The organism is Achromobacter sp. SIMBA_011 (genome assembly GCF_046535435.1).
Classification (GTDB): Bacteria; Pseudomonadota; Gammaproteobacteria; order Burkholderiales; family Burkholderiaceae_B; genus Achromobacter; species Achromobacter dolens.
Window position 1 is genome coordinate 719850 of the sequence record NZ_JAWRWN010000001.1, and the last position, 18677, is coordinate 738526.

General features: G+C 67.8%; 15 protein-coding genes. 7 read left to right on the forward strand and 8 right to left on the reverse strand.

The annotated features are described in order from the left end of the window. Window positions 1-77: 77 nt before the first annotated feature. On the reverse strand, window positions 78-1586 hold the full coding sequence (gene ilvA / locus SB816_RS03405; RefSeq protein ID WP_410546500.1) for a threonine ammonia-lyase, biosynthetic: 1509 nt from the start codon (window positions 1584-1586) through the stop codon (window positions 78-80). A gap of 182 nt (window positions 1587-1768) precedes the next feature. Here ilvA and SB816_RS03410 point away from each other — a divergent pair, with 182 nt between their 5' ends. From SB816_RS03410 to SB816_RS03420, 3 genes are all read left to right on the forward strand, one after another. Further along, entirely contained in the window at window positions 1769-2293 is a 525-nt protein-coding gene (locus tag SB816_RS03410) for a YqaA family protein (RefSeq protein ID WP_175143347.1), read from the forward strand. Window positions 2294-2426: 133 nt separating this feature from the next. Then, window positions 2427-6386, forward strand: a complete 3960-nt coding sequence (locus tag SB816_RS03415) for a DUF3683 domain-containing protein (protein ID WP_410546501.1) — start codon at window positions 2427-2429, stop codon at window positions 6384-6386. 174 nt (window positions 6387-6560) lie between these two features. Then, window positions 6561-8432 carry a DUF3857 domain-containing protein gene (locus tag SB816_RS03420; protein WP_144655690.1) on the forward strand — a complete coding sequence of 624 codons (1872 nt, stop codon included), beginning with the start codon at window positions 6561-6563 and terminating at the stop codon, window positions 8430-8432. Window positions 8433-8510: 78 nt separating this feature from the next. On the opposite strand, the gene SB816_RS03425 is transcribed toward SB816_RS03420, so the two are convergent. Together SB816_RS03425 and SB816_RS03430 are read right to left on the reverse strand one after the other, a co-directional pair. Continuing rightward, window positions 8511-9479 (reverse strand): Bug family tripartite tricarboxylate transporter substrate binding protein, encoded by a 969-nt coding sequence (locus SB816_RS03425; protein ID WP_054500413.1) that lies wholly within the window; start codon window positions 9477-9479, stop codon window positions 8511-8513. 85 nt (window positions 9480-9564) lie between these two features. Further along, window positions 9565-10284 carry a YggS family pyridoxal phosphate-dependent enzyme gene (locus SB816_RS03430; protein WP_054500414.1) on the reverse strand — a complete coding sequence of 240 codons (720 nt, stop codon included), beginning with the start codon at window positions 10282-10284 and terminating at the stop codon, window positions 9565-9567. A gap of 214 nt (window positions 10285-10498) precedes the next feature. Here SB816_RS03430 and SB816_RS03435 point away from each other — a divergent pair, with 214 nt between their 5' ends. Together SB816_RS03435 and SB816_RS03440 are read left to right on the forward strand one after the other, a co-directional pair. Then, entirely contained in the window at window positions 10499-11740 is a 1242-nt protein-coding gene (locus SB816_RS03435) for a PLP-dependent aminotransferase family protein (RefSeq protein ID WP_064524045.1), read from the forward strand. 127 nt (window positions 11741-11867) lie between these two features. Beyond that, on the forward strand, window positions 11868-12884 hold the full coding sequence (locus tag SB816_RS03440; RefSeq protein WP_064524026.1) for an amino acid ABC transporter substrate-binding protein: 1017 nt from the start codon (window positions 11868-11870) through the stop codon (window positions 12882-12884). Window positions 12885-12979: 95 nt separating this feature from the next. Here the strand turns inward: SB816_RS03440 and SB816_RS03445 are convergent, their stop codons facing one another. From SB816_RS03445 to dprA, 3 genes are all read right to left on the reverse strand, one after another. Next, a complete protein-coding gene (locus SB816_RS03445; RefSeq protein WP_054500417.1) occupies window positions 12980-13453 on the reverse strand; it encodes a hypothetical protein in 474 nt (157 codons plus the stop codon). Between the two features lie 97 nt (window positions 13454-13550). Then, the gene (locus SB816_RS03450; protein ID WP_054500418.1) at window positions 13551-14459 is read right to left on the reverse strand and encodes a hydroxymethylglutaryl-CoA lyase; all 909 of its coding nucleotides are present in this window, start codon (window positions 14457-14459) and stop codon (window positions 13551-13553) included. 138 nt (window positions 14460-14597) lie between these two features. Then, window positions 14598-15707 carry a DNA-processing protein DprA gene (gene dprA / locus SB816_RS03455; protein WP_054500419.1) on the reverse strand — a complete coding sequence of 370 codons (1110 nt, stop codon included), beginning with the start codon at window positions 15705-15707 and terminating at the stop codon, window positions 14598-14600. A 250-nt stretch (window positions 15708-15957) separates the two neighbouring features. Here dprA and def point away from each other — a divergent pair, with 250 nt between their 5' ends. Then, window positions 15958-16470, forward strand: a complete 513-nt coding sequence (gene def / locus SB816_RS03460) for a peptide deformylase (protein WP_410546502.1) — start codon at window positions 15958-15960, stop codon at window positions 16468-16470. Window positions 16471-16501: 31 nt separating this feature from the next. Next, complete coding sequence (gene fmt, locus SB816_RS03465) at window positions 16502-17443, forward strand: methionyl-tRNA formyltransferase (RefSeq protein ID WP_054500420.1); 942 nt, start codon at window positions 16502-16504, stop codon at window positions 17441-17443. Window positions 17444-17494: 51 nt separating this feature from the next. Here the strand turns inward: fmt and SB816_RS03470 are convergent, their stop codons facing one another. Together SB816_RS03470 and SB816_RS03475 are read right to left on the reverse strand one after the other, a co-directional pair. After that, window positions 17495-18010 carry a class IV adenylate cyclase gene (locus SB816_RS03470; protein WP_054500421.1) on the reverse strand — a complete coding sequence of 172 codons (516 nt, stop codon included), beginning with the start codon at window positions 18008-18010 and terminating at the stop codon, window positions 17495-17497. A gap of 26 nt (window positions 18011-18036) precedes the next feature. Beyond that, entirely contained in the window at window positions 18037-18663 is a 627-nt protein-coding gene (locus tag SB816_RS03475; protein ID WP_054500422.1) for an HAD hydrolase-like protein, read from the reverse strand. Window positions 18664-18677 lie beyond the last annotated feature (14 nt).

Consider the following 18677-nt stretch of genomic DNA (forward strand, 5'->3'; position numbering starts at 1 on the left):
CCTTCAGGTTGCGGTCGGGCGAGTCCTGAGCAGAGAAGGGAAGGGCCTCCATGCGGAGGCCCTCTCGGTTTTTTGGCCTACAGAAACAGCTTGTAGGCTGGATTGTCGGTCTCGTTCCAGTGGGGGTAGCCCAGCTCGGCGACGAAGCCGCGGAATTGCTTCTTGTCCGCCGCCGGCACCTGGATGCCGATCAGGATGCGGCCATAGTCGGCGCCCTGGTTGCGGTAATGGAACAGGCTGATGTTCCAGTCCGGATTCATGGCGTTCAGGAAACGCATCAGCGCGCCCGGGCGTTCCGGGAACTCGAAGCGATAGAGCAGTTCGTCGCGCGCCTGCGCCGACCGGCCACCGACCATGTGGCGCAAGTGGGTCTTGGCCATTTCGTCGTGCGTCAGATCGAGCGTGTCGAAGCCATGGCGGCGGAAGTGGCCGGCGATCTTGTCGGGTTCGGCCGGCGACGATACCTGCAGGCCGACGAACACGTGGGCGCGGTCCGAATCGGAAATGCGGTAGTTGAACTCGGTCACGCTGCGTTCGCCGACCAGTTCGCAGAAGCGGCGGAAGCTGCCGCGCTGCTCAGGCATGGTGACGGCGAAGACCGCCTCGCGCATTTCGCCGACCTCGGCGCGTTCGGCCACGAAGCGCAGGCGGTCGAAGTTCATGTTGGCGCCGCAGGCGATGGCGACCAGCGTCTTGTCCTTGAGCTTGTGTTCGGCGGCGTATTGCTTGGCGCCGGCCACGGCCATGGCGCCGGCTGGTTCCAGCACGCTGCGGGTGTCCTGGAACACGTCTTTGATGGCGGCGCAGATCGAGTCTGTGTCGACCACCACGAAATCATCGACGTACTTGCGGGTGAGCTTGAAGGTCTCGGCGCCGACCAGCTTGACCGCGGTGCCATCGGAGAACAGCCCCACGTCGTTCAACTGCACGCGCCGGCCGGCGCGCACGCTGCGCAGCATGGCGTCGGAGTCCTCGGTCTGCACGCCGATGATCTTGATCTCGGGGCGCAACTGCTTGATGTAGGCGGCCACGCCGGCGATCAGGCCGCCGCCGCCGATGGCCACGAAGATGGCGTCGATCGGGCCAGGGTGCTGGCGCAGGATCTCCATGCCCACCGTGCCCTGGCCGGCGATCACGTCGGGATCGTCGAAAGGGTGCACGAAGGTCAGTTTTTCCTTTTTCTCCAGCGTCTGCGCGTGGGCGTAGGCGTCGGAGAAGCTCTCGCCGGCCAGCACCACTTCGCCGCCCAATCGGCGCACCGCGTCGATCTTGACCTGCGGGCTGGTGGTGGGCATGACGATGACCGCGCGGCAGCCGAGCCGGGAGGCGGCCAGCGCCACGCCCTGGGCGTGGTTGCCGGCCGAGGCCGCGATCACGCCGCGATTGCGCGCCGCCGGCGCCAGGTTGGCCATCTTGTTGTATGCCCCGCGCAGCTTGAAGCTGAATACGGCCTGCGTGTCCTCGCGCTTGAGCAGGATCGTGTTGGCCATGCGCTGCGACAGCAGCGGCGCGGCTTCGAGCGGCGATTCGACCGCGACGTCGTAGACCTTGGAGGTCAGGATGCGTTTCAGATAATCGGTGGACATGGACTGCGCTTGGGGTAGGGGCGGAAAATTGGGCGGCGCAAAGAGTGGACCCATGCGCGCCATGGCGTGAGCGCGATTATTGCAGGGAAAGCCCCGGCCCCAGGCGGTTTTCGCGGGCTTTCGCCACGGACCGGACGGCGGCGGCCGGGTTCGGGACGCGCGCGGCTACACTCGACGGCATCATGGAAGAAAGCCTCCTCTCCGCCATCCACTGGCTGCTCGGCCTGCTGGCCCTGCCCTCGGTGGGCCTGTCCGCCATCTTCGCCGTCTCGCTGATCTCGGCCACGTTGCTGCCGCTTGGCTCGGAGCCGGCGGTGTTCGGCTATATCAAGCTGTCGCCCGACATGTTCTGGCCCGCCATCCTGGTGGCGACCGCCGGCAACACCATCGGCGGCGCCATCAGCTACGCCATGGGCCTGGGCGCGGAAAAGGCCGTCGAGCGCTGGAAGGAGCGTCACCCCCACGCGCCGGCCCAATCCCGCATGCGCGGGCGCTGGCACGAGCGTGCCCATGACTGGATACATCGCATGGGGCCGCCGGCGCTGCTGCTGTCCTGGCTGCCGGCCGTGGGCGATCCGCTGTGCGCCGTGGCCGGCTGGCTGCGGCTGCCGTTCTGGCCGTGCGTGGCCTATATGGCCGTCGGCAAGTTCCTGCGCTATCTGGCCATGACGGCGAGCCTGCTGTGGCTGTTTCCAGGGCAGGTCTAGGTGCTGACGCCCCACTTAATTGGGGACATATAATCATGCCATTGTCCCGTCGCTGGACGCTTCCCAGGGGGTATTCGGGGGCGGTTCCGGCCAATGGCATAAAATAATTTTTTAAGGGCCCCCTCTTGCCGCCATGAACGCCCCATTCGCCAGCCACATCTTGAACGGGGCGACGCCGCCCACAGCACCCGCGCGACTGCGCGAAATTCCCTACAACTACACGTCGTTCTCCGATCGCGAGATCGTCGGCCGGCTGCTGGGCGATGACGCCTGGAGCCTGTTGACCGACCTGCGCGGCGAACGCCGCACCGGGCGCTCCGCCCGCATGCTGTACGAGGTGCTGGGCGACATCTGGGTGGTGCGCCGCAATCCGTACCTGCAGGACGACCTGCTGGACAACCCCAAGCGCCGCAAGCAACTGATCGACGCACTGCACCATCGGCTGGGCGAGATCGACCGCCGCCGCGAACCCGGCGCGCCGGCCGAGGCCGGCCACGATCCGCATCGCGACGAAAAGGTGCTGGGCCTGCTGGGCCGGGCGCGTTCGGCCATCGCCGCCTTCGAGGGCGAGTTCGACCAGACCGCCATGCTGCGCAAGCAGGCGCAGAAGGTGCTGGGCCGCATCACCGCGCGCGACAACATCAAGTTCGACGGCCTGTCGCGCGTGTCGCACGTGACCGACGCCACCGACTGGCGCGTGGAGTACCCGTTCGTGGTGCTGACGCCGGATACGGAAGACGAGATCGCCGCGCTGGTCACCGCCTGTATCGAGCTGGGCCTGACCATCGTGCCGCGTGGCGGCGGCACCGGCTACACCGGCGGCGCGATTCCGCTGACCTGGAAGTCGGCCGTCATCAACACCGAGAAATTCGACAAGCTGGGCAAGGTCGAGTCCTGTATCCTGCCCGGGCTCACCGAGCCCGTGGCCGTCATCCATGCCGGCGCCGGCGTGGTGACCAAGCGGGTGTCGGAGGCGGCCGAGGCGGCCGGTTTCGTGTTCGCCGTGGACCCGACCTCGGCCGAGGCCTCGTGCGTGGGCGGCAACATCGCCATGAACGCCGGCGGCAAGAAGGCCGTATTGTGGGGCACCGCGCTCGACAATCTGGCCTGGTGGCGCATGGTCGATCCGGACGGCAACTGGCTCGAAGTGACGCGCCTGGACCACAACATGGGCAAGATCCATGACGTGGAGGTGGCCCGCTTCGAACTCAAGTGGTTCGACGGCCGTGGCAAGCCGGGCGAACGCCTGCTCAAGACCGAGACCCTGGAAATCGCCGGCCGCGTGTTCCGCAAGGAAGGCCTGGGCAAGGACGTCACGGACAAATTCCTGGCCGGCCTGCCCGGCATCCAGAAGGAAGGCTGCGACGGCCTGATCACGTCGGCGCGCTGGGTGCTGCACCGCATGCCCAAGCACACCCGCACGGTCTGCATGGAATTTTTCGGCCAGGCGCGCGACGCGATCCCGTCGATCGTCGAGGTCAAGGGCTACCTGGACGGCGAAGGCCGCGCCCGCGGCGCCATCCTGGCCGGCCTGGAGCACCTGGACGAGCGCTACCTGCGCGCGGTCGGCTACGCCACCAAGAGCAAGCGCGGCTCGCTGCCCAAGATGGTGCTGATCGGCGATATCGTCGGCGACGACGAGGACGCCGTGGCCGCGGCCGCCAGCGAAGTGGTGCGCCTGGCCAACACCCGCCATGGCGAAGGCTTCGTGGCGGTGAGCGCCGAGGCCCGCAAGAAGTTCTGGCTCGACCGTTCGCGCACCGCCGCGATCGCGCGCCACACCAACGCCTTCAAGATCAACGAAGACGTGGTGATCCCGCTGCCGCGCATGGGCGAGTACACCGACCATATCGAGCGCATCAACATCGAGCTGTCGACCCGCAATAAGCTGCGCCTGCTGGACGCGCTGGACGACTATCTCTGTACGCCGCTGCCGGTCGGCAAGGCCGAAGACGCCGCCGACGACGAGACCCGCGCCGAGGTGCTGGCCGAGCGCACGCGCCAGGCCATCGAGCTGCTGGCCGCCGCGCGCCAGCGTTGGCAGTGGCTGCTGGACAACCTGGACCTGCCGCTGGCCGACGCCATGCCGCAACTGGAAACGCTGGGCATGGGCCACCTGCGTGGGGCGCTGGCCGAGCGTCTGGCGACGCAGCCGCAGGCGCGCGTGTTCGATGTGGTGCAGGATCGCACCATCCGCGTGTCGTGGAAGACCGAGGTGCTGGCCGGCCTGCAGGCGGCGTTCTCAGGCGCGGCGCGCAAGCCGATCCTGGACGAGCTGGTGGCGATCCACGGCCGCGTGCTCAAGAGCCGCGTGTTCGTGGCGCTGCACATGCACGCTGGCGACGGCAACGTCCACACCAACATCCCGGTCAACTCGGACGACTACGGCATGCTGCAGGAGGCCCACCAGGCCGTCGAGCGCATCATGCAGATCGCGCGCGACCTGGACGGCGTGATCTCGGGCGAGCACGGCATCGGCCTGACCAAGTACGAGTTCCTGACGGAGGCCGAACTGGCGCCGTTCCAGGACTACAAGCGCCGCGTCGATCCCAATGGCCACTTCAACGCCGGCAAGCTGATGCCCGGCGCCGACCTGCGCCACGCCTGGACGCCCAGCTTCAACCTGATGGGCCACGAGTCGCTGATCATGCAGCAGAGCGACATCGGCGCCATCTCGGATTCGATCAAGGACTGCCTGCGCTGCGGCAAGTGCAAGCCGGTGTGCGCCACCCACGTGCCGCGCGCCAACCTGCTGTATTCGCCGCGCAACAAGATCCTGGCGACCTCGCTGCTGGTCGAGGCCTTCCTGTACGAAGAGCAGACCCGCCGTGGCGTCAGCCTGAAGCACTGGGAAGAATTCGAGGACGTGGCCGACCACTGCACCGTCTGCCACAAGTGCTACAACCCCTGTCCGGTCGACATCGACTTCGGCGACGTGTCGATGAACATGCGCGCCGTGCTGCGGCGCATGGGCCGCAAGTCGTTCAATCCGGGCACGGCCAGCGCCATGTTCTTCCTGAACGCCAAGGATCCGGCCACCATCAATGCCACCCGCAAGGCGATGGTGGGCGTGGGCTACAAGGTGCAGCGCGCCGCGCACGATCTGCTGTCGGGCCTGGTGAAGAAGCAGACCTCGGCGCCGCCGGCGACCGTGGGCAAGCCGCCGCTGCGCGAGCAGGTGGTGCACTTCGTCAACAAGAAGATGCCGGGCGGGCTGCCCAAGCAGGCCGCGCGCAAGCTGCTCGATATCGAGGACGCGAACTACGTGCCGATCATCCGCGATCCCAAGGCCACCACGGCCGACACGGAAGCGGTGTTCTACTTCCCGGGCTGCGGGTCGGAGCGCCTGTTCTCGCAGGTCGGCCTGGCCACGCAGGCGATGCTGTGGCATGCCGGCGTGCAGACCGTGCTGCCGCCGGGCTACCTGTGCTGCGGTTATCCGCAGCGCGGCAACGGCATGACCGACAAGGCCGAGCAGATCATCACCGACAACCGGGTGCTGTTCCATCGCGTCGCCAACACGCTCAACTACCTGGACATCAAGACCGTGGTGGTCAGCTGCGGCACCTGCTACGACCAGTTGGCCGGCTACGAGTTCGAGAAGATCTTCCCGGGCTGCCGCCTGATCGACATTCACGAATACCTGCTGGAAAAGGGCATCAAGCTGGAAGGCGCCAAGGGCGTGCGCTACATGTATCACGATCCTTGCCACACGCCGATGAAGCTGCAGGACCCGATGAAGACCGTGCGTTCTCTGGTGGGCGACGGCGCGGTCAAGAGCGACCGATGCTGCGGCGAGTCGGGCACGCTGGCGGTCAGCCGGCCGGACATCTCGACCCAGGTGCGCTTTCGCAAGCAGGAAGAGCTGCTCAAGGGCGATGCCGCGCTGCGCGGCGATGGCTTCACGGGTGACGTCAAGGTGCTGACCTCGTGCCCGTCGTGCCTGCAGGGCCTGTCGCGCTACCAGGGCGACACCGGCATGGACGCCGACTACATCGTGGTCGAGATGGCGCGCCACATCCTCGGCGAAGGCTGGATGGAAGACTACGTGCGCCGCGCCAACGCGGGCGGCATCGAACGCGTGCTGGTGTAGCGCGTCGCCGGCCGATGGCCGGATGGCCGCGTCTCGCAACGCCCGGCGGATTCGCCGGGCGTTTTGTTTGCTCGCGTGGCGGCACAGGCGCGTCGTAGCCGCGCCGACTTGTGCGGCTACTTCATTGCAAATAATATTGCGTCTCAATTGTAATGTGAGGTGTCAGCAGTTTCCATGCCCGTTTCCCCCCGCACCCCAATCTTGGCCGCCGTCCTGGCGGCCACGGCCAGCCTGCCCGTCCAGGGCGCCATGCAACCCGCCGCCGAAGCGCCGCTGTCCGGCGACACTGAATTCCACTGCCGCTTCGGCCAGGACAACAGCACCGAGTGCGTGAGCACGTACCGCTATACCATCCTGACGCTGGCCGGGCGCGAGCTGGTCTCGCGCATTGACCGTACTTATGCCGAGAACGACAGCGTCGAGATCGAGCGCGCCGAGCTGATCCAGCCAGGCGAAAAGCCGGTGCCGCTGAGCGCGGACCAGATCGACACCCGCATGGCGCCAAATCCGGACCAGGGTTTTCTGCGTCACAAGCAGACCTCGCTGGCCTTTCCCAACCTGCGGGTGGGCAGCACCATCGTCTACACGCTGCGCGAGCGTTACGCCGGCATTCCGTCGGCGACGCAATTCCACTACGTGCTCGGCCTGCAGCCGCGGGCAGTGCGCCAGGAGCGCTTCCACGCCGAATTCAGCGCCGAGCGCCCGATGGTCTGGCGCACCGAGGCGATGGATGCCTATCGCGTCCAGGCCTCGCCCGATGCGCGCCGCATCACGGTGGAACTGAAAGCCACGCCGTACTACTACGCCTATGTCAACGAGGCGGACCAGGGCTATCTGCGCCAGTCGCCGCGCCTGGAGATCGGTAGTTCGGCCGCGTTGCAGGACCACTTCGGGCCGTTCGCGGCGCGCTACAACGCCATCCTGGCGGCGGCCTTGCCGCAGGCCGCGGCCGCGGCCGTCTCGGCCCAGCGGGGCAAGGCACCGGCGCAGACCGTGGCCGCGCTGATGCGCCACATCCATGAACGCTATCGCTACCTGGGCGATTGGCGCAGCAGCGAGCGGGGCCAGGTTCCCTTCGCGCTCGACGAGATCGAGCGGCGCGGCTACGGCGACTGCAAGGACCTGGCGGTGCTGCTGACGGCCATGCTGCGCGCGGCCGGGGTCGCCGCCGAACCCGCCCTGGTGACGCGCGGCACCGTGGCGCCAGCGGTGCTGTTGCCGGGTTTGTCGGCGCCCAACCACGCCATCGTGCGCGCCCAGGTGCAGGGCGAGACCTGGTGGCTGGATCCCACCAATCCAGTGTTCGTGCCGGGCTTCACCATGCCGGACATCCAGCAACGCTGGGCCTTCGTCATGGATGACCAGGGCAATGTGCGGCGCGAGGACATTCCGCTGGAACGCCCCGCGCCCAGCATCCTGGTGACGCGCCATGAACAGTTCGACAAGGATGGGCAGGCCAAGGTGCGCGCTTCGGTCGAGGTAAGCCGCATGGTGGCCGCGGAAATCAGCGCGGGCGACCAGCAGAACGGCGCGACGGCGATGGACCAGGCGTTGTGCCGCAGCTTCGCCGCCGAGAACCGCGACTGCCAGTTGCGCCGTGCCGCCAGCGATTTCGTGGTGCCGCAGGCCTACCGCATCGATGCCACGCTGGTGGACCTGCGCGCGCTGGAACGGGTCGGCCGCCAGCATGTGTACACCCACACCGAACTGAGCGATGACTGGGAGCTCTTCGCGCGCTATCGCCAGGCGGGCCAGTTGGCCGACATCTACCTCGGCACGCCGGAAACCGCGTCTTATGACGTGACGCTGGCCGGTGGCAAGGTCCAGGCGCCGCCGCTGCATTGCCAGGTCCGTTCGCCGTGGATCGACGTGGACCTGGACGGCAAGCCGGCCAAGTCGGGCTACCAGTACCGCTACCGCAGCGCCAGGAAGGTTAGCTGGTTCAGCCATGACGAGATCGGCTCTGACGCGTTCGGGCGGGCGATCGAGCAGGGCCGGCAATGCGTCGAGGCGTTGCGCATGGTCGTGACGCTGCCGCGCAAGTGAACGCCGGGCCCGGCGTCGCCGCCATGAAAAACGCGGCCGGATGGCCGCGCTTTTTTTTTCATGCAAGGCCAGGCGCGCTCACTCGAGCTTGATGTTGGCCTTCCTGATCACCTCGGCCCAGGCGGCGCGTTCCTTGTCGGCATAGGCCTTGAAGTCCTGCGCCGACATCGGCATCGGGATGACGCCCATGTCCAGCATCTTCTGCGACACGGCCGGCGACTTCAGCGCGGCGTCCAGTTCGGCGGACAGCTTCTTGACCACCGGCTCCGGCAGGCCGCCGGGGGCGACCAGGCCTTGCCAGGCGTAGGCGGTGAAGTCGGGCACGCCCTGTTCAGCCATGGTGGGCGCGTCCGGCAGCACGGCAACGCGCTCGGGCGTGGCCGCGGCCAGCACGCGCAGCTTGCCGGCCTTGACGTTGGGCAGGCCGGCGGCCAGGTCGATGAACATCACGTCCACCTGTCCGCCCAGCAGGTCCTGGATGGCGGGCGCCGCGCCCTTGTAGGGCACGTGCAGCAGGTTGGCGCCGGTGCGCTGCTTGAACAATTCCAGCGCCAGGTGATGCGGAGAACCGGCGCCAGCGGAGGCGGCGGTCAGCTTGCCCGGCTCCTTCCTGGCGGCCTGGATCACGTCGTTGACCGTCTTGTAGGGCGAATTGACGTTCACCGCCAGCAGCAGCGGGAACTTGGCGATGCCGCCGACGTAGGTGAACTTGGACGGATCGTAGGCCAGCTTGGCGTACAGCGTGGGGTTGTAAGCCAGGGTGCCGGAATCGGCCGTGCCGATGACGTAGCCGGAGGGGTCGGCCTGCGAGATCGCGGTGGCGCCGATGATGGTGGCGGCGCCGGGGCGGTTCTCGACCACGATGGTCTGGCCCAGCGGCTTTTCGATGCCGCTGGCGACGGTGCGCGCGACCACGTCGGCGCCGCCGCCGGCCGGGTAGGGCACGATCCAGCGAATGGGTTGGGTGGGCCAGGATTGGGCCGAGGCCGCGGTGGCGGCCAGCGACAGTGCGGCAAGCGCCAACAGGCGCCGGGCGTGCTTGTGCATGGGGAGTCTCCTCGTTTTTTTGCGAGGGTATTATGCCCCGGCCGTCCGGCAATATGCGCTCGTTTGCGGCCCCGGAATCAGCGGCTTATTGCGGATCGGGGTAGCTGCGGGCGCCGAAGATGGCGGTGCCGATGCGTACTTCGGTCGAGCCTTCCTCGATCGCCAGCTCGAAATCGCCGCTCATGCCCATGGACAGGCGTTCCAGCGACACGCCGGCGATGCCTTCCTGGCGCAATTGGTCGCGCAGCTCGCGCAGGGCGCGGAAGCAGGCGCGCACTTCCAGCGGGTCGGGGGAGTTGGCCGCCATCGTCATCAGGCCCTGTACCCGCAGGGTGGGGAAATCCGCCACGATGCGGCGCAGGAACGCCGCCACCTCGGCGGGGGGCATGCCGTACTTGCTGGGTTCGCTGGAGGTCTTGACCTGGACCAGTACGTCCAGGGTCCGGCCCTCATTGACCAGGCGGCGATGCAGGGCTTCGGCCAGGTCGACCCGGTCGAGTGATTGCAATTCGGTGGCGTCGCGCGCCGCGTCCTTGGCCTTGTTGGTCTGCAAATGGCCGATCAGGACCCATTGCAGGCCCTGGCCGGCCAGCGCGGCCGCCTTCTGGCGCAGCTCCTGGGTCTTGTTCTCGCCAAAACGGGTCAGGCCCAGCGCCATGGCTTCGCGGATGGCGTCGACCTCGAAGGTCTTGCTGACGGGCAGCAGCGTCACGCTGTCCGGCGCGCGGCCTGCGCGCTCGCAGGCCTGCGCAATGCGTTGTCGGATCCCGGCCAGGCGGGTGGCCATGGTGTCTACATCGGTCATGCGGTTCTCTTGGGAACGGAATGTCCCATAGTGTAGGACGCGCGCGCACCGTTTCGCCACACCGGGCCGCGCGCCACGCTATCTTCGTTGACCCTGTCCGAATCGCAGGCTTAGAATTTCAGGATATTTGTTTAGATTTCAATGTTCTAAACCCGCCGGCGCGGTCCTCGTGGATCGCGCGGTTCCCTCCTCCTTCTCGCCGTTTCCCTCCGCCATGTCCAGCGCCGCGCCCGAGTACGCATTTGCCACGCCCTTCCTGAATCCCCCCGCTTCGCCGATCCGATCACTCATGCCCTACGCGCTGCGTCCCGGCACGATCTCGCTGGCGGGCGGCTACCCCGCGCAGGAACTGTTCGACGTGGACGGCCTGTCGATCGCCTCGACGCAGGTGCTGGCGCGCCTGGGCGCCTGCCTGCAGTACTCGAACATCGACGGCCAGGCCAGCCTGCGCCATGAGCTGGCGCGGCTTTCGGCGGCGCGCGGGCTGCAATGCAACGCGGATACGGAACTGGCCGTCACGGGCGGCTCGCAACAGGCGCTGGCGCTGTTGAGCCGGGTGATGCTGCAACCGGGCGACCACGCCATCATCGAATCGCCCGCCTTCCCCAATTCCGTGCAGGCGCTGCGCTACACCGGCGCCACCGTGCACACCGTGCCGTCGGGCCCGGATGGCGTCGACATCGACGCGCTCGACGAACTGGCCGCACGCATCAAGCCCAAGGTCGTGTGCGTGGTGGCGTCGTTCTCCAATCCCTGTGGCGCCACCATCTCTCGCCAGCGCCGCCTGCGGCTGCTGGATCTGGCGGTCAAGCACCGCTTCCTGATCGTCGAAGACGATCCCTATAGCGAACTGCGCTTTGCCGGCGAAGCGGTGCCGCCCATCATGGCGCTGGCCGAGGGCGAAGCCCGCAACTGGGCTGTGTACCTGGCCAGCATGTCCAAGACCATGGCGCCCGCGCTGCGCATCGGCTGGCTGGTGGCCCCGCCCGAAATCCGCCGCCGCTGCGTCGGCGCCAAGGCCGCCGACGACATGGCCTCGTCCGCGTGGATCCAGGAAGTGGTGGCGCAGTACCTGGCCAATGGTCGCTACGAGGAACACGTGCCGCGCATCCGCGCCGCCTACGGCCTGCGTTGCGACGCCATGGCCGCCAGCCTGGAGCGCGAACTGGCCGGCCGCATTACCTTCAGCAAGCCCGAAGGCGGCATGTTCTTCTGGGCGCGCCTGACCGGCGAGGTCGACGCCACCCGCCTGCTGCCCTACGCCATCGAGCACGAAGTGGTCTACGTGCCGGGTAAGGCGTTCTACGCCGACGCGGCCCAGGCCGACATGCACGCCATGCGCATGTCGTTCGCCACCATGAACGAAAGCCAGATCGCGCAGGGCATGCAGCGCCTGAGCCGCGCGCTGGAGGCCTGCGAGGCCAACCAGCCGGTGTCTATTTCGCTGGCGGCGTGATATACCCAAATAAGCGCTTGTTATTTGGCGCGGGCGCTTCATGCCGATAAGCTTCTCGCCTCGGCGCGCTTGCGCGCCCCGCTACAACAGGACGCTTGCGCGTTCCGGTACAACAGGAAAACGAGTCATGAACATTGCAAAAGGGTTGGCGGGCGCGGCGTTGTTGTTCGCCGCGGCACAAGGGGCACAAGCGGCGACGCTGGACATCGTGCGCCAGCGCGGGGCGGTCACCTGCGGCACCACCACGGGCTTTGCGGGGTTTTCCGCGCCCGACGCGCAGGGCAAGTGGCAGGGGCTGGACGTGGACCTGTGCCGCGCCATCGCCGCGGCCGTGTTCGGTGACGCCGACAAGATCAAGGTGGTGCCGCTGAATTCGCAGCAGCGCTTTACCGCGCTGCAGTCGGGCGAAGTCGATGTGCTGACCCGCAACACCACGGTGACGCAGCAGCGCGACACCGCGCTGGGCATCATCCACGCCGGCATCAACTTCTACGACGGCCAGGGTTTCCTGGTGCCCAAGTCGCTGGGCGTCAAGAGCGCCAAGGAAATCAACGGCGCGACCATCTGCCTGCAGACCGGCACCTCCAACGAGAACACGCTGGCCGACTGGGCGCGTGCCAACAAGGTTACCTACAAGCCGGTGGTGATCGAGACCTTCAATGAAGTGGTCAACGCCTTCGCCGCGGGCCGTTGCGACGTGTTCTCGACCGACGCCTCGGGCCTGGCCTCGATCCGCATCTCCAAGCTGCAGAAGCCCGACGACTACGTGGTGCTGCCCGAGATCATTTCGAAGGAGCCGCTGGGGCCGTTCGTGCGCCAGGGCGACGACGCCTGGCTGAACATCGTGCGCTGGTCGCTGTCGGCCATGATCGAGGCCGAAGAGTACGGGGTGACCTCCAAGAACGTCGACGAGCAGGTCAAGAGCGACAACCCCAACATCAAGCGCATCCTGGGCGTGACGCCCGGCGGCGGCGCGAACCTGGGGCTGGACGAGAAGTGGGCCTACAACATCGTCAAGCAGGTCGGCAACTACGGCGAGAGCTTCGAGCGCAACGTCGGACAGGGTAGCCCGCTGAAGATCAAGCGCGGCTTGAACGCGCAATGGACGCAAGGCGGCCTGATGTACGCGCTGCCGATCCGCTGAACGAGGCGTACCGTCCGGCGCACTGGCCGGATCCCCAATAAAAAACCGATGCCGCGGCATCGGTTTTTTATTGGGCGCGCGTTGCGACAGGACCGTCAGCGGCGCCGGTACACCTGCGCGATCTGGGTGAAGGCGGCGCGCAGTTCGCGCGTGCCGCCCTGGAAGATCACCGGCCGGCCTCGGTGTGTGAACACCACCAGGCGCTTGGAAAATATCATCGGCACGAACCGCGCTTCGCGTACGTCTTCCCAGGCGACCTCGCGGCGCGAGAACCAGGTCTGGCGCAAGCCGCGCTCATCGATGGTGGTGATGGAGGTCTGCATGTGCCAGGACACGAACAGCAGGCCGATGAAGCACAGCCCCACCACCAGTGCCATCGAGCTTTCGAGCGGCTGGCCCGGCGCGCGAATGGCGGTCGTGACCACCTGCACGCCCAGCACCGCCAGGATCACCCAGGTCAGAATGCGCACCCAGTCGGGCCACGCCTGCCCTGATAGGGGCAGCGGGCCGAGGGCGCGGAGCAGGGCGGCGTGTTCCTCGGGCGAGGGGGACGGTACGAGGGGCGTCATGCGGCTGCGGAGTTCCGGTAGCGTTGCGGAAAGACTTGCGCCGGTTGACCCGGACGCTCACGCGAAACGCGCGCAGCCATTCTACGGCGTTTCGCGGTCAGGCTGCCCGCTTGGCGGCAATGGCGTTGCCAGCCCGGCTGGAGCCCTTGCGGTTGAGGTTGGCCGACATCCATTGGCCGATGTCCACCACCGCATCGAAGTCGACGCCAGTGTCGATGTCCAGCCCGCGCAGCATGTACAGCACGTCTTCGGTCGCGACATTGCCCGTCGCGCCCTTGGCGTAGGGGCAGCCACCCAGGCCGGCCACCGAGGCATGGAATATCGAGATGCCAGTCTCCAGTGAGGCCAGGATGTTGGCCAGCGCCTGGCCGTAGGTGTCGTGGAAGTGGCCCGAGACGCGCGCCGGGTCCACCACGCGGGTGACCGCGGCCATGACGTCGCGCACGCGTTGCGGCGTGCCCACGCCGATGGTGTCGGCCACGTCGATCTCGTCGACCTGCATGGCCAGGTAGCGCTGGGCCACATCGACCACGGACTCGATCGGCACTTCGCCCTGGTAGGGACAGCCCAGCGCGCAGCTGATGCTGCCGCGCACGCGGATGCCGGCCTCGCGGGCGGCATGCACCACCGGTTCGAAGCGCGCGATGGATTCGGCGATCGAGCAATTGATGTTCTTTTGCGAGAAGGCCTCGCTGGCCGCCCCGAAGATGACGATTTCGTCCGCGCCGGCGGCCAGCGCGCCCTCGAAGCCCTTCATGTTGGGCGTGAGCACCGAATAGATGGTGCCCGGGCGGCGCTGGATCCGCGCCATGACGTCGGCGCCGTCGGCCATCTGCGGCACCCACTTGGGCGACACGAACGAGGCCGCCTCGACATTGGGAAAGCCGGCGGCCGCGAGGCGGTCGATCAGTTCCACCTTGATGTCGGTGGGCACGAATTCCTTTTCATTCTGCAGGCCGTCGCGGGGCGAAACCTCGACGATCTTGACGCGTGTGGGCAATGCCATGTCTCTTCCTGTATCGGTATCGGGGGCGGCCGCGGCGGCGGCTCGGCGCCAACGCCAATATTAGCGCCATCGCATCCGGCCCCGCTCGCGCTCGGGCCGAGGGCGGTCAAGGTGCCGGCCGGCCCCTGGCGCGATCCCTTATTTCAGGCGCTGGAAGCGGCCGTCGTCCAGGCGCGCCACGCGCAGGGCCAGTTCCAGTTCCAGCAATTGCGCCTGCAGGTCGGCGGTATCCAGGCCACAGCGGGCCTGGATCGCATCCAGGTGCAACGGGTCGAAGCCCAGGGCGTCGAGAACCGGATGGGGGGCGGCTGCCTCAACCGCCGCGGCCTGGCGGGCGCCGGGTTGTGGGCCGCCGCCCAGTTCGTCGGTGATGTCGGCCGCGGTCTCCACCAGCTTGGCGCCCTGGCGGATCAGCGCATGGCACCCGCGCGACAGCGGCGAGTGGATCGAGCCGGGAATGGCGAACACCTCGCGCCCGCTTTCGCCCGCCAGCCGCGCGGTGATGAGAGAGCCGCTCTGTTTTGCGGCCTCGACCACCAGCACGCCGCGCGCCAGTCCGGCCACGATGCGGTTGCGCTTGGGAAAGTGCTGGGGCAGGGCGCCCGTCCCCATCGGCAATTCGGAGACCAGCGCGCCGTGCGCGGCGATGCGATGCGCCAGGTCGCGGTGCCGCGCGGGGTAGATGCGGTCGATGCCGGTGCCCATCACCGCGACCGTGCCGGCGCCTGCGGGGCCGGCGTCCAGGGCGCCTTCATGGGCCGCCGCGTCGATGCCCAGCGCCAGCCCGCTGACCACGCGCCAGCCGTTGCCGGCCAGGTGGCGGGCGAAGGCGCGGGCGTTTTCCTGGCCGCCGGGGGTTGCATTGCGGGCGCCCACGACGGCCAGCGATGGTCCCTGCAGATAGGCCGGGTCCCCATTCACGTAGAGCAGGATGGGCGGGTCGGCGATGGTGAGCAGGCTTTGCGGATAGGTGGGATCGGCCAGCGTCAGGATGTGGTGACCTTGCCCCTCGACCCACTGCAGCGCGTTGTCGACCTGTGCGGCCATGTCGACCGGCATGGGCGCGGCCAACTGGCGGGCCAGCGCGTCCGGCAGTTGGCGCGCCAGGGCCGAGGCGCGCTGTGCGTAGATCTGTTCCGGCAGGCCCAGCGCGCCAAGCAGCGTGCAGGCGGTGGCCGGGCCGATGCCGGGCTCCAGGGACAGGCGCAACCAGGCGGACAATTCAGCGGCGGTATGGGTGAGCGGCATGGCAAGGGCGCCGGCGGACGGGCGCGAAGGAAACGGGGGGAGCCGGCGCCGGGGCGCCGATCGTTCGAGAGTGTCGCATGGCGGCCACGGCAGCCCCGGCAGGCGGGACCGAATGATCCCGGCCGGACGGGGCTGTAAATCGGGGCCAGGCCGGTCCGGATAATCCTCGTGTTAGCCGAAAACTATTAGAAATCAAGAATCTAATGAATTAAACTGTTGGTCAGGCACTCTTACCGACGATTCCTTTTCAATGGCATTACTTCCTATTCTTCGCTACCCGGATCCGCGCTTGCACAAGAAGGCCAAGCCGGTCGCCGAGGTCGATGACCGCATCCGCCAACTGGTGCGCGACATGGCCGAAACCATGTACGACGCGCCGGGCGTCGGCCTGGCCGCGACGCAGGTCGACGTGCACGAACGCGTGGTCGTCATCGACGTCTCCGAAGAACGCAACCAACTGCTGGTGCTGATCAATCCCGAGATCACCTGGCGCAGCGACGATTACAAGATCTACGAGGAAGGCTGCCTGTCGGTCCCTGGCATCTACGACGAAGTCGAGCGCGCTTCGCGCATCCGCTGCAAGGCGCTGGACATCGACGGCAAGCCGTTCGAGTTCGATGCCGACGGCCTGCTGGCCGTGTGCGTGCAGCACGAGCTCGACCACCTGGAGGGCAAGGTGTTCGTCGAATACCTGTCCAACCTGAAGCAGAACCGCATCAAGACCAAGCTGAAAAAGGCCGAGCGCGAAGCGCTGCGCGCCTGACGCCCGTTTCCTTCCTCCCGGTCCGCTCCCCATGCGCCTAGTTTTCGCCGGCACGCCGGAATTCGCCCGTATCGCCTTCGACGCCCTGCGGGCCGCCGGCCACGACATTCCGCTGGTCATGACCCAGCCCGACCGCCCGGCCGGGCGCGGGCTCAAATTGACACCGAGTCCCGTAAAGCAGGCCGCGCTCGACGCCGGCATCGAGGTTGCCCAGCCGCGCAGCCTGCGTCTCGATGGCCGCTATCCCGAGGAGGCTGCCGAGGCCCGCGCCCTGCTCGAGCGCATCGCGCCCGACGTGATGGTGGTCGCGGCCTATGGCCTGATCCTGCCGCAGTGGGTGCTGGACCTGCCGCGCCTGGGCTGCCTGAACATCCACGCCAGCCTGCTGCCGCGCTGGCGCGGCGCGGCGCCGATCCAGCGCGCCATCGAGGCGGGCGACGCCCGCACCGGCGTGACCATCATGCAGATGGACGCGGGCCTGGACACCGGCGACATGCTGCTGGAGCGGGTCGTGCCGATCGGGGCCGAGACCAATGCCGCGCAATTGCACGACGCGTTGGCGCTGGCCGGCGGCGAGGCGATCGTGGCGGCCTTGGCCGCACTGTCCCAGGGCGGTTTGACGCCGACCCCGCAACCCGAGGACGGCGTGACCTACGCCGCCAAGTTGGACAAGGCCGAGGCCGCGCTCGATTGCAGCCAGCCCGCGGAACTGCTGGCGCGTCGCGTGCGCGCCTTCAACCCGGTGCCCGGCGCCAGCATCCGCCTGCCCGGCCTGGCCGATCCCGTGAAGGTGTGGCGCGCGCAGGCCCTGCCGCAGTCCGCGGCGGCCGCGCCCGGCAGCGTGCTGCGCGCGCAGGCTGATGGCATCGACATTGCGACCGGCGAGGGCGTGTTGCGCCTGCTTGAGTTGCAGAAGGCCGGCGGCAAGCGCCAGCCGGTGGACGTGTTCGTGCGGGGCTGGCAGCCGGCCTGAGGCCGTTCGCCGTTGCCAGGGGGCTGGCCGCCGTGGCGCAGGCGGCCTTTCTCAGGCGCGCTCGGCCAGCAGGTCCAGGTAGGCGCCCGACAACAACTGGTCCGGCGCGATCTGCAGGCTGGCGAGCAGCTCATGGGCCTCGGCCATGCCGGCCTCGACGCTTTCGCCGTCGCGCAGCACGACTTCCAGTTCCAGGAATTCCCCCAGTCCCTCGACCCGATCCAGGTGGATGCGGGTGCGGCCGGCCATGAATAGCAGGCGCTGCTTGCGCACGCGGCCGATCACGCCATAAGCCAGCCCCAGCGCGTCGCGCAGGGTATCGGGCGAGGCGGTCGGTGAAATGACGTAGAAGCTTTCCTTGGGGCCGGCCTCGTCGGCGCGGCGGTAGAAGATCAGTTCGCCCTTGCCATCGGCGAACACGCGCAGCTTGAGCCGGCCGTCAGGGCAGGCGAAGAAGGTGTCGTCCTGCGCGATGGCGACCGGAGCCTTGCCCGACAGCGCGGCGGCCAGCGATTCGAGGGCCGCCAGGCTGGCGACCCTTGCCTTGATTTCGACGTTGCGGGCCATGGGGGTGTCCTTGTCGGGGCGCAGTGTCAGGCCAGCGCGGCGGGCAGTTCGGCGACCTGCATGAACAGCTCGTCGGGGCCGCGGTCGCGCAGCGCGTCGACGTGGTTGTAGCCCCAGGCCACCGATCCCACGCGCACGCCGGCCTTGCGGGCCGCGTCGATGTCGCGCATCTCGTCGCCCACCAGCAAGAAGCGTTCCGGCGGGGTGTCGTGGCGCTGCAGCAGGCGCTCGATCTTGGCGGCCTTGCCGAACAGGTCGGTGCCGCATTCGTAGTCGTCGAACAGCGCCGCGGTCTCCGGCCCGAGCACGCGCTGCACGTTTTCCAGCGAGTTCGAGCTGACCACCGCCAGCCGCAGCCCGCCCGCCTTCAGTCGGGCCAGCGCGTCCGGAACGCCATCGAACAGGCGCACGCTGGGATCGATCTCCTGCATCAGCGTGCGCACGTGCGCCATGATGGCGGGCAGTTTCCACAGCGGGATGCCGAGAAACTTCAGGATCTCGCCGGCGTCGCGGTGGCGCAACTGGTCGCGCTCGGCGGCGTCGATCTTGCGAAAGCCGTACTTGTCGGCCACCGTGTTGAGGATGGAATTGAACCAGGGCATGGTGTCTGCCAGGGTTCCGTCGAAATCAAAAGCTGCGATGTCGTATTTCAAGAAAAAATCCGATG

Coding starts and splice junctions, on each gene's coding strand:
- ilvA (WP_410546500.1), bottom strand. CDS start 1,586: ATGTCCACCGATTATCTGAAACGCATCCTGACCTCCAAGGTCTACGAC.
- SB816_RS03410 (WP_175143347.1), top strand. CDS start 1,769: ATGGAAGAAAGCCTCCTCTCCGCCATCCACTGGCTGCTCGGCCTGCTG.
- SB816_RS03415 (WP_410546501.1), top strand. CDS start 2,427: ATGAACGCCCCATTCGCCAGCCACATCTTGAACGGGGCGACGCCGCCC.
- SB816_RS03420 (WP_144655690.1), top strand. CDS start 6,561: ATGCCCGTTTCCCCCCGCACCCCAATCTTGGCCGCCGTCCTGGCGGCC.
- SB816_RS03425 (WP_054500413.1), bottom strand. CDS start 9,479: ATGCACAAGCACGCCCGGCGCCTGTTGGCGCTTGCCGCACTGTCGCTG.
- SB816_RS03430 (WP_054500414.1), bottom strand. CDS start 10,284: ATGACCGATGTAGACACCATGGCCACCCGCCTGGCCGGGATCCGACAA.
- SB816_RS03435 (WP_064524045.1), top strand. CDS start 10,499: ATGTCCAGCGCCGCGCCCGAGTACGCATTTGCCACGCCCTTCCTGAAT.
- SB816_RS03440 (WP_064524026.1), top strand. CDS start 11,868: ATGAACATTGCAAAAGGGTTGGCGGGCGCGGCGTTGTTGTTCGCCGCG.
- SB816_RS03445 (WP_054500417.1), bottom strand. CDS start 13,453: ATGACGCCCCTCGTACCGTCCCCCTCGCCCGAGGAACACGCCGCCCTG.
- SB816_RS03450 (WP_054500418.1), bottom strand. CDS start 14,459: ATGGCATTGCCCACACGCGTCAAGATCGTCGAGGTTTCGCCCCGCGAC.
- dprA (WP_054500419.1), bottom strand. CDS start 15,707: ATGCCGCTCACCCATACCGCCGCTGAATTGTCCGCCTGGTTGCGCCTG.
- def (WP_410546502.1), top strand. CDS start 15,958: ATGGCATTACTTCCTATTCTTCGCTACCCGGATCCGCGCTTGCACAAG.
- fmt (WP_054500420.1), top strand. CDS start 16,502: ATGCGCCTAGTTTTCGCCGGCACGCCGGAATTCGCCCGTATCGCCTTC.
- SB816_RS03470 (WP_054500421.1), bottom strand. CDS start 18,010: ATGGCCCGCAACGTCGAAATCAAGGCAAGGGTCGCCAGCCTGGCGGCC.